This is a genomic window from Streptomyces sp. CB03234, from assembly GCF_001905885.1.
Classification (GTDB): Bacteria; Actinomycetota; Actinomycetes; order Streptomycetales; family Streptomycetaceae; genus Streptomyces.
This window is the reverse complement of the sequence record NZ_LIYH01000004.1, coordinates 33,314-46,165: the sequence shown is the minus strand read 5'-3', so window position 1 is coordinate 46,165 and position 12,852 is coordinate 33,314. Positions and strand designations below refer to the sequence as shown.

Sequence of the window (12,852 nt, the reverse complement as noted above, 5' to 3'; positions counted from 1 at the left end):
CAGTGAGTTGGGAAATCCAACCCTCACCTTTAAGGTGACCGCCATGGAGGACGCCGCATGAAGGACCCCCGCCCCTGTTCGATCGCGGACACCCTCGCCCTCGTCGGTGAGAAGTACTCGCTGCTGGTGCTGCGCGAGGTGTTCCTGGGCGTACGCCGGTTCGACCGGATCGCCCGCAACACCGGCGCCCCCCGCGACATCCTCACCACCCGCCTCCGCCGTCTCGTCGAGGCGGGCATCCTGGAGAAGGTCCCGTACAGCGAGCGCCCACGGCGCTTCGAGTACCGCCCGACCGACGCCGGCCGCGACCTCCACCCCGTCCTGCTCACCCTCATGGCCTGGGGCGACCGTCACCTGAACGACGAGCCGCCGACCGTGGTCGAGCACTCCTGCGGCGCCCGGCTCAGCCCGGTCGTGGTCTGCGGCGCTTGTGGCGAGGAGGCGCGGGGCGACAGCCTGACCCCCCATGTACGGGCTCCCGGCTGGACGACGGCCGGCCCTGTCGAGACCTGAGACGGGTTCATTCATCTAAGGGCTGTACGCTGCGCACCGACCGGCCGTCGATCAACGGCCCCTTCCTTGACCGCACGAGCACATTCGGGACGGCCCTAGCCCCATGAATTGGTTCGAATCGCTCATCCTCGGACTCGTCCAGGGGCTGACGGAGTTCCTCCCCATTTCGTCCAGCGCACACCTGCGCCTCACCGCGGCCTTCGCGGGCTGGCACGACCCGGGCGCGGCCTTCACGGCGATCACCCAGATCGGTACGGAGACGGCCGTACTCATCTACTTCCGCAAGGACATCTCGCGGATCGTCTCCGCCTGGTTCCGCTCGCTGACGAACAAGGCGATGCGCGGCGACCACGACGCGCAGATGGGGTGGCTCGTCATCGTCGGCTCCATTCCGATCGGTGTGCTGGGCGTCACCCTCAAGGACCACATCGAGGGCCCGTTCCGCGATCTGCGGCTGATCGCGACGACCCTGATCGTGATGGGCATCGTCCTGGGCATCGCCGACCGGCTGGCGGCCCGCGTCGAGGAGGGCGGGCGCCACCGCGCCGCGCCGGAGCGCAAGACGCTGAAGGACCTGGGCGTCAGGGACGGCCTGATCTTCGGCATGTGCCAGGCGATGGCGCTGATCCCGGGCGTGTCACGATCGGGAGCGACGATCAGCGGCGGCCTGCTGATGAGCTACACCCGCGAGGCCGCGGCCCGCTACTCCTTCCTGCTCGCCATCCCCGCCGTGCTGGCGTCCGGCCTCTTCGAGCTCAAGGACGCGACGGACGGCGGCCATGTGTCATGGGGCCCGACGATCTTCGCCACGGTCATCGCGTTCGGCGTGGGCTACGCCGTGATCGCCTGGTTCATGAAATTCATCACGACCAAGAGCTTCATGCCGTTCGTGATCTACCGGATCCTGCTCGGCATCGTCCTGTTCGCCCTGGTGGGGATGGGCGTCCTCAGCCCTCACGCGGGCGAATCGGGCGGCTGACCGGCGCGTCCCGGGCCACCCCGTCCGGCATGGTGGCGGATCGCACGTCCGAAAGCCGGCGGGATGGCCGGACCCACGGCCTACGCTGGATGCCATGACCCAGTCCCCTGCCCAGCTGCCCACACCGGACGCCGATGCGCTCAACGCGGCGATCCGTGAGCTGTGGGTGCGGTCCGGAGGGCAGCTGTCACCCGACGAGCAGCGGATCTACCAGGCGTTGGTCGTTCGGTGGGCTGCCGCGCAACAGGGCGAGGAGCAGCTCGCCGCCTGATCGGTCCGCGCCGCCGCGGCCGTTCTCGTACCGCGTGGGCTCCCCCGGCACGGGCGGCTCCCCGGGCGGGCACGGGCGGGGGCCGCCGGCAGGGGGGGTGACCGGCGGCCCGATGCCAGGGTCCTTCGACCCGGACACGTATGGAGCCTCCCGCGCGACGCGGCCCGGCGCGAGGGCGCGCGGCGCATATATGCACGCATTCCGTTCACACCCCGTGTGAACGGCTGTCCCGGACGCGCCGCCCCGGCTGCGATCACGCGCCGCGCGGCGCACCCTGGTCCCATGGCCTGGCAGGCACCCATCGTCGTGCACCGCCCCTCCCCCGGCGGCGGGCGGCGCGTGACCATACGCGGGCAGATCGTCGGGCTCGCCCACAACGACGCGGACCTCATCGAGTTCCTGCGGCGCGCGGGGCTGGACGAGGCCGACATCTCACTGGACGACCCGCACCTCGTGGAGTGGCGGGGCGGGCGGGCGCACCACTGGGAAGCGGCGTGAGGGCGTGGCGCGAAGGACGCGTCAGGGACAGGCGTGCAGGGCTCTTGGCCCGTGGGCCCCGCTGCCCGACACTGAAGCGATGACACAGCGCGTGGACCTCGCGACCGTGATGGACCGGCTGGCCATCGACGAACTGCTCACCCGGTACGCGGTGGCGGTGGACGACGCGGACTGGACCGCCTACCAGGGGCTGTTCACGGCGGACGGGCACGCCGACTACCGGGCCGCCGGCGGTGTCGCCGGCCGGGCGGGCGAGGTCGCGGACTGGCTAGCGGAGACGATGCGGCTGTTCCCCGTACGCCAGCACTTCATCGTCAACCGGCGCGTGACCATCGAGGACCTCGGCGGCTACCCGGGCGACAGCGCCGAGGCGCTGGCCGACTACCTGAACCCGATGCGTACGGAGGCGGGCGACGACTTCGTCTCGGGCGGCCGGTACACGTTCACGATGTCGCGCACGGACGGCGGCTGGCGGCTGCGCACGGTGGTGGTGCACGAGAAGTGGCGACGCGCTACGGGCGTACTGTCGGCGGAATGACCGGCTCCCGCACACTGGAGACGTCCGAAGGCCCCAGTGTGGCGAGGAGGCGCGGTATGCGGATTCCGGTCGGCCGGCGGGGCGGCACGGGGCGGCCGCTGACCTCCCCGTGGTGGCGGGGCGCGGCCGCGGTGGCCGCCGGGGCGCTGCCCGCGCTCGCGTTTCCGGCGCCGTCCCTGTGGTGGTGGGCGTACGCCGCGCTGGTGCCGTGGATGCTGCTGATCCGTACGGCCCCCACCGGGCGCCGCGCGGCCCTGGACGGCTGGCTGGGCGGCATCGGCTTCATGCTGGCCGTCCATCACTGGCTGATGCCGAGCCTGCATGTGTTCATCCTGCTCCTGGCGGCGCTGCTCGGGCTGTTGTGGGCGCCGTGGGGCCCGCTGGTACGGCTGATGCTGGCCGGGGCACCGTCACGCGCGCGTGGAGCGGCCGCGCTCGCCGTCGTGCCGTCGGGCTGGCTGCTGGTCGAACTGGTCAGGTCCTGGGAGGGGTTGGGCGGCCCGTGGGGCCTGCTGGGGGCCAGCCAGTGGCAGGTGCCGCCCGCGCTGCGGGTGGCGTCGCTGGGCGGTGTGTGGCTGGTGACGCTGCTCGTGGTGGCGGTCAACACGGCGGTGACCCTGCTGGTGTCGGTCCGCACCGTGCGTACGACGGCTGTCGCCGGCCTCGCGGTGTGCGCGCTCGCCATGGGGGCGGTGGCATGGTCGGTCCCGGCCCCGGAGCCGACCGGGCAGGTGGTCCGGGTCGCCGTCGTACAGCCCGGGGTCATCAACGGGGTGGGCGGGGCGGAGCGGCGGTTCGCGCGGGGCGAGGAGCTCACGCGGGAGCTGGCGGGCCGGGGTGACGTGGACCTGGTGGTGTGGGGCGAGAGCAGCGTCGGGGCGGACCTGACGGCACGGCCGGAGTACACGGACCGGCTGGCGAAGCTCTCCCGTGAGGTCGGCGCCGAGGTACTGGTCAATGTGGACGCGCGCCGCTCCGACCGGCCGGGCATCTACAAGAGCAGCGTCCTGGTGGGCCCCGAGGGCACGACCGGTGACCGTTACGACAAGATGCGGCTGGTGCCGTTCGGCGAGTACGTCCCGTTCCGGTCGGTGCTGGGCTGGGCCACCTCGGTCGGCAAGGCGGCGACCGAGGACCGCAGGCGGGGCGAGCGGCCGGTGGTGATGACCGTCGGGGAGCGGGGGCTGCGGCTGGGCCCGCTGGTCTGCTTCGAGTCGGCGTTCCCCGACATGAGCCGGCACCTGGCCCGCGACGGGGCGCAGGTGCTGGTGGCGCAGTCGGCGACGTCGACGTTCCAGGACAGCTGGGCGCCCGGGCAGCACGCGTCGCTGGCGGCGCTGCGGGCGGCCGAGACGGGGCGGCCGGTGGTGCACGCGACGCTGACCGGCGTGAGCGCGGTGTACGGGCCGGACGGCCGCCTCATCGGTTCCCCGCTGGGTACGGAGGCGAGTGCGGCCGCCGTGTACGGCGTTCCGCTGTCCGGCGCGACGACTCCGTACGTACGGCTCGGTGACTGGCCGGTGTACGGGGCCCTGGCCGTCCTGGCCGCGCTGTGCGCCGCCGAGGGGGTACGGGCGGTCAGGCGGCGGCCTGCTCCAGGCACTCCCGTACCACCCGCTCGCACAGCTCGTGGGTCGCGAGTGCGTCCCGGGCGCTGAGCGTCCTGCCGGCGCGTACGGCGTCGAGGAAGGCGTGCACGGTCTGTTCGATACCGCGCTGCCGGGCGACCGGCACCCAGTCGCCGCGCCGCCGGACGGTGGGCTGGCCCTTGTGGTCGATGACGTCGGCGAGGTTGAGGACCTGGCGCTTGGTGTCCTGCCCGGACACCTCGAGGATCTCCTCCGTGGAGCCGTTCATCCGGTTCATCATGCCGATGGCGGTGAAACCGTCGCCGGACAGCTGGAGCACGACGTGGTGCAGGAGTCCGTCGCGGATCCGGGCGCGTACGTCGGTGTGCTCGACCTGGCCGGGCAGCAGGAAGCGCAGGGTGTCGACGACGTGGATGAAGTCGTCGAGGACCAGGGTGCGCGGGTCCTCGGGCAGGCCGACCCGGTTCTTCTGCATCAGGATCAGCTCGCGCGGGTGGTCCTGGCACTGGGCGTAGCCGGGCGCCAGGCGGCGGTTGAAGCCGACGGCGAGGCTCACGCCGCGCTGCTCGGCGAGCTCCACCAGGCGGCGGGAGTCGTCGAGTTCGTACGCCAGGGGCTTGTCGACGTACGTCGCGACGCCCGCCTCCAGCAGCCGGGTGACGATCTCGGCGTGCACGGGCGTCGGGGCGTGCACGAACGCGGCGTCGAGCCCGGCGGCGAGCAGCGCGTCCAGGTCGGTGTGGCACCGCTCGGCGGGCACGTGGTAGGTCTCGGCGACCCGGGTCAGGGTCGCCGGGGTGCGCGTCTGCAGGTGCAGTTCGGCGCCCGGGACGGTGGTGAGCACCGGCAGGTACGCCTTCTGCGCGATGTCGCCGAGCCCGATGCAGCCGATCTTCACAACGCTCTCCCTATCGCCGTGCGCGCCTGTCCTCGCGCCCCTGTGCCCGGTCAGAATACGTGTGCTGGGGCGGCCGCCAGTCGGCGATCCCGTCGAAGGTGCGCAGCGCGAGGCCGGGGCCGAAGCGGGCGAGGCTCATCAGGGTCTCGCGGAGGGCGACGGCCGGGGCGCTGGTGAGGGTGAGCAGCCGGGCGACGCGCGCGGACGTGCGGACGATGCCGGTGGTGCGCGGGAGGCGGGCGGCGGAGTACGCGGCGAGGCCGGCGCCGATGTCGTCGTGGGGCGGTAGGTGGTGGGCGAGGACGATGCCGTCCTCGATGGCCTGGTTCCCGCCTTGCCCGAGGGTGGGTGCCATGGGGTGGGCGGCGTCGCCCAGGAGGGCGGTCCGGCCGCGGTGGAGGGCGGGCAGCGGGGTGGTGAGGTGGCGGACGTCGTGGCGGAGGACCTGGTCGGGGGCGACGGCGGCGATGATCGCGGGGATGGGGTCGTGCCAGGTCCCGAACCGGCGCAGCAGCTCGGCGCGTTCGTCGTCGGGTGCCTTGGCCCCGGCGGGGGCGGCGGCGGCCGCGTAGGCGTAGACGCGGCCGTCCTTGAGCGGCTGGGTACCCCACAGGGCGCCGCGGCCCCAGGTCTCGTGCGGGTGGAAGGGGCGTTCGGGCGCCGGGGTGACGACGCGCCAGGTGGTGAGTCCGGCGTACGCGGGCTCGGGGTGGGCGGGGAACAGGGCGGGGCGGACGGCGGAGTTGATGCCGTCGGCTCCGATGACGAGGCCGGCCTCGATGTCGCCGTCGGGGGTGGTGACGACTCCTGGGCGGCCTGCGGTGGGGGACCCCGGGTCGGTCAGCGCGGCGGGCGTGCCGGTGCGGATGGCGCCGTCCGGCAGCCGGGTGGCGAGGGTGTCGATGAGCGTGGCGCGGTGGACCAGGACGAGCGGGTCGCCGAACCGGTCGGCGGCGGCCCGCGCGTTCGTACGGGCGAGCCAGCGGCCGCTAGGGGTGCGCATGCCGCCGTCGCCCTGCCAGGCCGCGAGAGCCCGGATCTCGTCGCCGAGACCGATGACGTCCAGGGCGCGCAGCGAGTTGGGGGCGAGGCCGATGCCGGCGCCGACGGGCTGGAGCGAGGGCGCGCGCTCCAGGACGGTGACGCGCCAGCCGCGCTGGTGCAGGGCGACGGCGGCGGTCAGGCCGCCGATGCCGCTGCCGATGACGACGGCCGGGGGCGCGGCGGTTCGGTTGTCCATGGCTCCTCCAGGAAGCTGACACTACACCTGTAGTGACCTCTTCACCGTACTACGGATGTAGTGCGGCCGGTAGGTTGTCCGTATGACCGCACGCTCCACCGCACGCGCCGGCACCGCACGCGCCGACCTGATCGCCGACGCCGCCCTGACCCTGCTCGTCGAGCGGGGCATGCGCGGACTGACCCACCGCGCGGTGGACGAGGCGGCCGGGCTCCCCCAGGGCTCGACGTCCAACTACGCCCGCACCCGGCAGGCCCTGCTGGAGGCGGCGGTACGGCGGCTCGCCGACCGTGAGGCACAGGTGCTGTCCGTGGCGGAGATGCCCGCGCCTGGCGACGGCCTCGACGGGCTGCTCGACGCCCTCTCCCTGGCGCTGCACCGCTATCTGACCGGCCACCGCGACCTGCTCGTCGCGCGCTACGAACTGGGGCTGGAGGCCACCCGGCGCCCCGAGCTGCGCGCCTTCTACGACGACACCGGCCGGCGGTTCCGGGAGCCGCTGACCGCGCTGATGAGAGCGGCCGGTTCGGCGCAGCCGGAGCGCCACACCCTGTCGTTCGTGGCCTGGTGCGAGGGGCTGATGTTCTCCTGCGCGGTGGGGTCGTACCACTCGGCCGTACCGAGCAGGGAGGAACTGCGCGCCGGATTCGGCGAGTTGCTCAGCGGGATGCTCGGCGGTCACCTCGCCGCCGAAGACTGATCATCAGCCGGTCACACCCATCACCCGTGTGGGCCAATAACTGCGGTTGGCAATCCCCAAGGGGCCGGTCACCGACCACAGTTACGGCGTGCAACGAACGAGAATCACAGCGAAGGTCCTGGCGACCGTGGCCGTTGCGGCCGTCTCCGGCTGCGTGTCGGTGGATTCCGGCCCCTCTCCCGCACCGGCCGCACCAGAGGCGAGCCGCCTCGCCAACCAGGACGTCGCGCCGCAGATCCTGGAGGGCCCCGCGCGGGAGGCCCTGGAAGCCGCCCTGCCGCCACCTTCGGCGCCCGCGGCGCCTCCCGCCCCCTCGCCGCCCCCGGGCGAGCCCAGCCGCGCACCGGCCGCTGCACTGCCCACCGCGCCACCCGGCACGCCGGGCGCCGACCTGCCTGCCCGGATCCCGGCCGCACCGGAGCGGCTCCGCGAGCAGCTGCCCCGCGTCCAGCCCACGGACCTCCCTTCCGTCCCCGCCACCGTTCCGGACGTCTGCGCCCTCGGCCGTAGCCACGGCGGCTGGGACCCCGACAGCCGCCAGGCCCAGCTCTGCCGGGAGGCCTACGGCCACTGACCCGAACCGACCGGACCGGCCCGCCACCACACGGGCGCCGCCTACCGGCCCGTCGTCCGGGCGGGCCACACGGGCTACTGGCCCTTCGTCTGGAGGCCGTACCGGCGCCGCCTGCCGGCCCGCCGCGTGCCTGCCCGCCGCGTGCCTGCCCGTCGTCTGCCTGCCCGTCGTCTGCCTGCCCGTCGCCTGCCGGGCCACCCGGCCCGGCCTCGACCCGCCGCCCGAACCCGGCCCGGCCCCCGCGCGGGGGCGGAGCCACCCGCCGCCCGAACCCGGCCCGGCCCCCGCGCGGGGGCGGAGCCACCCGGCCCCGACCGCGCACGGGCCATCCCGTCACCACGTGGCGCCGCTCCCGGTCGGTCACCGACCGGGCCGCCCCGCTCGGCCCGTGCGCCGGGCCGGGGCTGTCACTCCGTGGCGAGGCGCTCGGCCAGGCGGGCGATGGCCGCGCGGACGCCGTTTCCGTACCCGTCGTCGGTCAGTGCGTCCGACGCGGCGCGGGCGCGGGCGAGGTGGATCCGCGCGGCGTCCGGGCGCCGCAGCTTGACGTAGTCGGCGGCGAGGTTGATGTGCAGCGACGGGTACAGCGCGCGCAGCGCCAGGGGGCGGCCGTCCACCCCTTCGGCGGCGGTCAGCGCCCGCAGGTCCCAGGCCAGCTCGTCGTAGGGATCGTCCTGGGCGTCGGCCATGCAGTGCGCGAGCGTGCAGCGGTGGAGCGGGTCGCCGTCCGCTCCGAGCTGCTGCCACAGCTCTCCGAAGCGGTTGCGCGCCTCCTCCCGGTCGCCTCCGTGGAGCAGCATCATCGTCTGCCCGATCCTGGTCAGGACGGCGTCCTCCGACGCGTCCGACGCGCCCTGCTGCTGCTCGCGCACTGTGCGGCCTCCACTCGTCCGTCGGCGTCCCGGCGTTCCGGCCCAGGACCGGCAAAGGCCCCGGGCCGGTGTTCCGACGCTAGCCGCAGTCACCGGCTTTCCCGCTCAGGCTCGGGCGCCGGTCACCCGCTGTCAGCCCCCTCCGTCCGCCCCGCCGTCAGCCGCCGAGGTTCGGGATGCGCCAGTCGATGGGCGCGTGCCCCTGGTCGGCGACGGCCTTGTCGATCTGCGTGAAGGGGCGGGAGCCGAAGAACTTCTTCGCCGAGAGCGGCGAGGGGTGCGCGCCCTTGACCACCACATGGCGCGTCTCGTCGATCAGCGGCAGCTTCTTCTGCGCGTAGTTGCCCCACAGCACGAACACGGCCGGGTCGGGCCGCGAGGCCACCGCGCTGATCACCGCGTCGGTGAACTTCTCCCAGCCCTTGCCCTTGTGCGAGTTCGGCTCACCGGCCCGGACCGTCAGCACCGCGTTGAGGAGCAGGACACCCTGCTGGGCCCACGGCATCAGATAGCCGTTGTCCGGCACGGGGTGCCCGAGCTCCTCCTGCATCTCCTTGTAGATGTTGCGCAGCGAGGGCGGGGTCCTGACGCCCGGCCGCACGGAGAAGCACAGGCCGTGCCCCTGCCCCTCCCCGTGGTACGGGTCCTGGCCGAGGACGAGGACCTTGACCTTGTCGTACGGAGTGGCGTCGAGGGCGGCGAACACCTCCTCGCGCGGCGGGTAGACCGGCCCCTTGGCCCGCTCCTCCTCGACGAACTCGGTGAGCAGCTTGAAGTACGGCTTCTGCAGCTCGTCGCCGAGGACGCCGCGCCAGGACTCGGGCAGCATGTCGGTGTCGGTCACGTCAACAACCTCCGGTGGGTGATCGCCTTGTCTGATCACAGAACTTACCGGTGACCACTGACAACCGGCCCTACCAGCTGGTCTTGCGGTGCAGCTCCCACATCTGCATGACCGTCTGCGGGTCCAGCGCACGCTCGCCGCCGCCGATGTCCTCGCTCGCCGCGATGTAGAGCTTGCCCTGCCACAGCGGCAGCAGCCGGACGTCGTCGACGATGATCTCCTGCGCCTGCTGGAACTCCTCGGTGACCGCCGCCCGGTCGCTCACCTTGCGGGACTTGGGCAGCAGCTTGTCGGTGATCTCCGGTCGCACGTACGGCGTGGACAGCACGTTCTCCTTGCCGACGAACGGGGCGATGAAGTTGTCGGGGTCCGGGAAGTCCGGGAACCAGCCGCGCCCGAAGACGGGGTACTCGCCCTTCTGGTAGCCGGCCTGGAACTCCTTCCAGGGCTTGCTCTTCAGCGTGACCTTGAACAGGCCCGACTTCTCGAGCTGCCGCTTGAGCTCCTCGAACTCGGGCTTCGTGGCGGAGCCGTAACGGTCGGTGGTGTACCAGAGGGTCAGCGCCACCGGGCCGTCGACGCCCTCCTCGCTCAGCAGCTTCCTCGCCTTGTCGACGTCCGGCTCGCCGTACCGGTCGAAGAAGGCGGTGGTGTGCCCGGCGATGCCCTTGGGGACCATGGAGTACAACGGCTCGGCGGTGCCCTGGTACACCTTGGCGACCAGTGCCTCACGGTCGACGACCTGGGCGATCGCCTGCCGGACGGCGAGCTTGCTCACGGACGGGTCCTTGGGGTTGAACACCAGGTAGCGGATGTCCGCGCCGGTCGACTCGACCAGCTGGAGCCCCTCGTTCTCCGGCTTCTTCTCCTGCAGCTGGACGACCTCCTCCGCGGTCAGACCGCGGTAGGTGGCGTCGATCTCCTTGTCGCGCAGCGCTCCGACCATCGCCTCGGAGTCCTTGAAGTACCGGATGGTGACGGCGTCGTTCTTGCGGTTCGCGAACCCCTTGTACGTCGGGTTCTTGGTGAGCTCGGCCGCGGCGCCCTCCTCGTACGAGTTGAGCACGTAGGGCCCGGATCCGGTGACCTTGCCGTCCGTGCGCAGCGCGTCCGCCGGGTACCTCTCGGGCGGAACGATGGACATGGCGGGCGTGGCCAGGATGAACGGGAACGTGGCGTCCGGTTCCTTGAGGTGGAACGTGACGGTCCGGTCGCCGCTGGTGACGACCTTGTCGAGGGACCCGAGGAGCGGGCCGGGACCGCCCTTCGCGTTGATCGTGCGGATCCGGTCGACCGAGTGCTTCACGGCCGCGGCGTCGAGCTTGCCCCCGTCGGAGAATGCCAGCCCCTCCTTGAGCCGGCATTCGAAGACCTTGCTCACGGTGTCGGTGAACTTGCACTCGGCAGCGTCCGGCTGGGGAGTCGCGCTCCCGCTCGGGAAGCTCAGGAGGGTCTGGTAGACATTCCGGTACAGCTCCCAGGAGCCGTCCCAGGAGGCGGCGGGGTCGAGCGTGCTGGGTTCGCTCATCGTGCCGACTACGATCTTGTTCTCCCCATCGGCGTCATCCCCCGAAAAGAGGCTGCATCCCGCCAGCAGGGATATGGACGCAAGGGCTGCAGCCGCCTGCAGACTGGTCCGGTTGAACACGTGCGCACGCTCCTCGTTCAGCCATGGGTCGGCCGACCATACCGCAGTGCCCCGCCGGGTCAATGTGATGGCCGGGCGGGGCACTTGGGGTCAATCAGCTGTCAATCGGAAAAATCGGGATCAGCCGACTCCGGCATTGAGGAAGATTCCACCGTCGACCACCAGGGTCTGCCCGGTGATCCAGTCCGACTGCTCGGAGGTGAGGAACGCGGCGGCTCCGCCGATGTCCTCGGGCACTCCGAGCCTGCCCAGCGGATACGCGGCCGCGGCCTCCGCTTCCCTCCCCTCGTAGAGGGCCTGGGCGAATTTCGTCTTCACGACGGCCGGGGCGATCGCGTTGACCCGCACCTTCGGGGCGAATTCGTGCGCCAGCTGGAGGGTCAGGTTGACCATGGCGGCCTTGCTCATGCCGTAGGCGCCGATGAAAGGCGACGGGGCGATTCCGGCGACCGACGCGATGTTCACGATCGCACCGCCGTTCTCCTTCTGCCACGCCTTCCACGTCTGCTGGGCGAACCCGAGCGCCGAGATGACGTTGGTCTCGAAGACCTTGCGCGCGACGTTCAGGTCCATGTCGGCCATCGGCCCGAAGACCGGGTTCGTACCGGCGTTGTTGATCAGGAAGTCGACGCGGCCGAACGCCTCCATGGCGCGCTCCACGGCGAGCGCCTGGTGCGCCTCGTCGTGGGCCTTGCCGGCGACACCGATCACGCGGTCGGCGCCCAGCTTGTCCACGGCCTCCTTGAGGGCGTCCTCGCCACGGCCGGTGATGCACACGCGGTCGCCGCGGGCGACGAGCGCCTCGGCGACGCCGTAGCCGATGCCGCGGCTGGCGCCCGTGACGAGGGCGACCTTGCCGGACGGCGGGGGAAGTTCCTGTGCGGTCATGTCCGTCACCCTTCGGTTCAGTTGAGCGGGCCGCCGGCCACGTACATGACCTGGCCGGAGATGAAACCGGCGTCGTCGCCCGTGAAGAAGGCGATCGCGTGCGCGACGTCCTCGGGCCGGCCGACGCGCTGCACCGGGATCTGGGTGGCGGCGGCGGCCTGGAACTCCTCGAAGCCCATGCCCACGCGCGCGGCGGTCTGCGCGGTCATCTCGGTGACGATGAAGCCGGGCGCCACGGCGTTGGCCGTGATGCCGAACTTGCCGAGCTCCTTGGCGAGGGTCTTGGTGAAGCCCTGCAGCCCGGCCTTGACGGCGGAGTAGTTGGCCTGGCCGCGGTTGCCGAGGGCGGAGGACGAGGAGAGGCTGACGATCCGGCCGAAGCCCGCGTCGACCATGTGCTTCTGGCAGGCCTTGGCCATCAGGAACGCGCCCTTGAGGTGCACGTTCATCACGATGTCCCAGTCGGACTCGCTCATCTTGAAGAGGAGGTTGTCGCGCAGCACGCCCGCGTTGTTGACGAGGATCGTCGGCGCGCCGAGCTCGCCGGCGACGCGCGCGACGGCGGCCTCCACCTGGGCGCTGTCGGAGACGTCGCAGCCGACCGCGATGGCCTTGCCGCCCGCCGCGGTGATCTTCTCGACGGTGTCCTTGCAGGCCGCCTCGTCGAGGTCGAGTACGGCGACGGCGCGGCCCTCGGCCGCCAGCCGGACCGCGGTGGCGGCGCCAATGCCGCGCGCGGCCCCGGTCACGACGGCGACGCGCTGCTCGGTGGTGGACATGCTGGTTCTCCTCGCCCTTGG

15 protein-coding genes are annotated in these 12,852 nt (G+C 72.3%); 8 read left to right on the top strand and 7 right to left on the bottom strand.

All coding sequences use genetic code 11. The features are described 5' to 3' along the window. Nucleotides 1–57 precede the first annotated feature (57 nt). The 6 genes from AMK26_RS17330 (at nucleotide 58) to lnt (ending at nucleotide 4,457) form a co-directional block, all read left to right on the top strand. The gene (locus AMK26_RS17330) at nucleotides 58–513 is read left to right on the top strand and encodes a winged helix-turn-helix transcriptional regulator (RefSeq protein WP_073755600.1); all 456 of its coding nucleotides are present in this window, start codon (nucleotides 58–60) and stop codon (nucleotides 511–513) included. Nucleotides 514–616: 103 nt separating this feature from the next. Continuing rightward, nucleotides 617–1,492: an undecaprenyl-diphosphate phosphatase gene (locus AMK26_RS17325; protein ID WP_073755599.1), complete on the top strand. Its 876-nt coding sequence runs from the start codon at nucleotides 617–619 to the stop codon at nucleotides 1,490–1,492. Nucleotides 1,493–1,586: 94 nt separating this feature from the next. Beyond that, the gene (locus AMK26_RS37300) at nucleotides 1,587–1,763 is read left to right on the top strand and encodes a hypothetical protein (RefSeq protein ID WP_198944096.1); all 177 of its coding nucleotides are present in this window, start codon (nucleotides 1,587–1,589) and stop codon (nucleotides 1,761–1,763) included. Nucleotides 1,764–2,045: 282 nt separating this feature from the next. Then, nucleotides 2,046–2,261, top strand: coding sequence for a hypothetical protein (locus AMK26_RS17320; RefSeq protein WP_073755598.1), 216 nt, complete (start codon nucleotides 2,046–2,048; stop codon nucleotides 2,259–2,261). A 79-nt stretch (nucleotides 2,262–2,340) separates the two neighbouring features. Further along, the gene (locus tag AMK26_RS17315) at nucleotides 2,341–2,799 is read left to right on the top strand and encodes a nuclear transport factor 2 family protein (protein WP_198944095.1); all 459 of its coding nucleotides are present in this window, start codon (nucleotides 2,341–2,343) and stop codon (nucleotides 2,797–2,799) included. A gap of 56 nt (nucleotides 2,800–2,855) precedes the next feature. Continuing rightward, nucleotides 2,856–4,457, top strand: a complete 1,602-nt coding sequence (gene lnt / locus AMK26_RS17310) for an apolipoprotein N-acyltransferase (RefSeq protein WP_073755597.1) — start codon at nucleotides 2,856–2,858, stop codon at nucleotides 4,455–4,457. Here lnt and AMK26_RS17305 read toward each other — a convergent pair. Next, nucleotides 4,378–5,286, bottom strand: a complete 909-nt coding sequence (locus AMK26_RS17305) for a Gfo/Idh/MocA family protein (protein WP_073755596.1) — start codon at nucleotides 5,284–5,286, stop codon at nucleotides 4,378–4,380. The two genes, lnt and AMK26_RS17305, sit on opposite strands and share 80 nt — an antisense overlap. A gap of 10 nt (nucleotides 5,287–5,296) precedes the next feature. Beyond that, nucleotides 5,297–6,526 (bottom strand): FAD-dependent monooxygenase, encoded by a 1,230-nt coding sequence (locus tag AMK26_RS17300; RefSeq protein WP_073755595.1) that lies wholly within the window; start codon nucleotides 6,524–6,526, stop codon nucleotides 5,297–5,299. Nucleotides 6,527–6,608: 82 nt separating this feature from the next. Here AMK26_RS17300 and AMK26_RS17295 point away from each other — a divergent pair, with 82 nt between their 5' ends. After that, on the top strand, nucleotides 6,609–7,226 hold the full coding sequence (locus AMK26_RS17295; protein WP_073755594.1) for a TetR/AcrR family transcriptional regulator: 618 nt from the start codon (nucleotides 6,609–6,611) through the stop codon (nucleotides 7,224–7,226). A gap of 88 nt (nucleotides 7,227–7,314) precedes the next feature. Further along, complete coding sequence (locus tag AMK26_RS17290) at nucleotides 7,315–7,800, top strand: hypothetical protein (protein WP_073755593.1); 486 nt, start codon at nucleotides 7,315–7,317, stop codon at nucleotides 7,798–7,800. Nucleotides 7,801–8,207: 407 nt separating this feature from the next. Here the strand turns inward: AMK26_RS17290 and AMK26_RS17285 are convergent, their stop codons facing one another. The 5 genes from AMK26_RS17285 to fabG all read right to left on the bottom strand — a co-directional run bounded on the left by AMK26_RS17285 (nucleotide 8,208) and on the right by fabG (nucleotide 12,831). Continuing rightward, a complete protein-coding gene (locus AMK26_RS17285) occupies nucleotides 8,208–8,672 on the bottom strand; it encodes a hypothetical protein (protein ID WP_073755592.1) in 465 nt (154 codons plus the stop codon). 157 nt (nucleotides 8,673–8,829) lie between these two features. Beyond that, complete coding sequence (gene ung, locus AMK26_RS17280; RefSeq protein ID WP_073755591.1) at nucleotides 8,830–9,516, bottom strand: uracil-DNA glycosylase; 687 nt, start codon at nucleotides 9,514–9,516, stop codon at nucleotides 8,830–8,832. Nucleotides 9,517–9,586: 70 nt separating this feature from the next. Continuing rightward, a complete protein-coding gene (locus AMK26_RS17275) occupies nucleotides 9,587–11,164 on the bottom strand; it encodes an ABC transporter substrate-binding protein (RefSeq protein ID WP_073755590.1) in 1,578 nt (525 codons plus the stop codon). Nucleotides 11,165–11,284: 120 nt separating this feature from the next. Then, a complete protein-coding gene (locus tag AMK26_RS17270; RefSeq protein ID WP_073756236.1) occupies nucleotides 11,285–12,052 on the bottom strand; it encodes an SDR family oxidoreductase in 768 nt (255 codons plus the stop codon). Between the two features lie 17 nt (nucleotides 12,053–12,069). Continuing rightward, nucleotides 12,070–12,831, bottom strand: a complete 762-nt coding sequence (gene fabG, locus AMK26_RS17265) for a 3-oxoacyl-ACP reductase FabG (protein ID WP_073755589.1) — start codon at nucleotides 12,829–12,831, stop codon at nucleotides 12,070–12,072. Between the last annotated feature and the right edge of the window lie 21 nt (nucleotides 12,832–12,852).

Coding starts and splice junctions, on each gene's coding strand:
- AMK26_RS17330 (WP_073755600.1), top strand. CDS start 58: ATGAAGGACCCCCGCCCCTGTTCGATCGCGGACACCCTCGCCCTCGTC.
- AMK26_RS17325 (WP_073755599.1), top strand. CDS start 617: ATGAATTGGTTCGAATCGCTCATCCTCGGACTCGTCCAGGGGCTGACG.
- AMK26_RS37300 (WP_198944096.1), top strand. CDS start 1,587: ATGACCCAGTCCCCTGCCCAGCTGCCCACACCGGACGCCGATGCGCTC.
- AMK26_RS17320 (WP_073755598.1), top strand. CDS start 2,046: ATGGCCTGGCAGGCACCCATCGTCGTGCACCGCCCCTCCCCCGGCGGC.
- AMK26_RS17315 (WP_198944095.1), top strand. CDS start 2,341: ATGACACAGCGCGTGGACCTCGCGACCGTGATGGACCGGCTGGCCATC.
- lnt (WP_073755597.1), top strand. CDS start 2,856: ATGCGGATTCCGGTCGGCCGGCGGGGCGGCACGGGGCGGCCGCTGACC.
- AMK26_RS17300 (WP_073755595.1), bottom strand. CDS start 6,526: ATGGACAACCGAACCGCCGCGCCCCCGGCCGTCGTCATCGGCAGCGGC.
- AMK26_RS17295 (WP_073755594.1), top strand. CDS start 6,609: ATGACCGCACGCTCCACCGCACGCGCCGGCACCGCACGCGCCGACCTG.
- AMK26_RS17270 (WP_073756236.1), bottom strand. CDS start 12,052: ATGACCGCACAGGAACTTCCCCCGCCGTCCGGCAAGGTCGCCCTCGTC.
- fabG (WP_073755589.1), bottom strand. CDS start 12,831: ATGTCCACCACCGAGCAGCGCGTCGCCGTCGTGACCGGGGCCGCGCGC.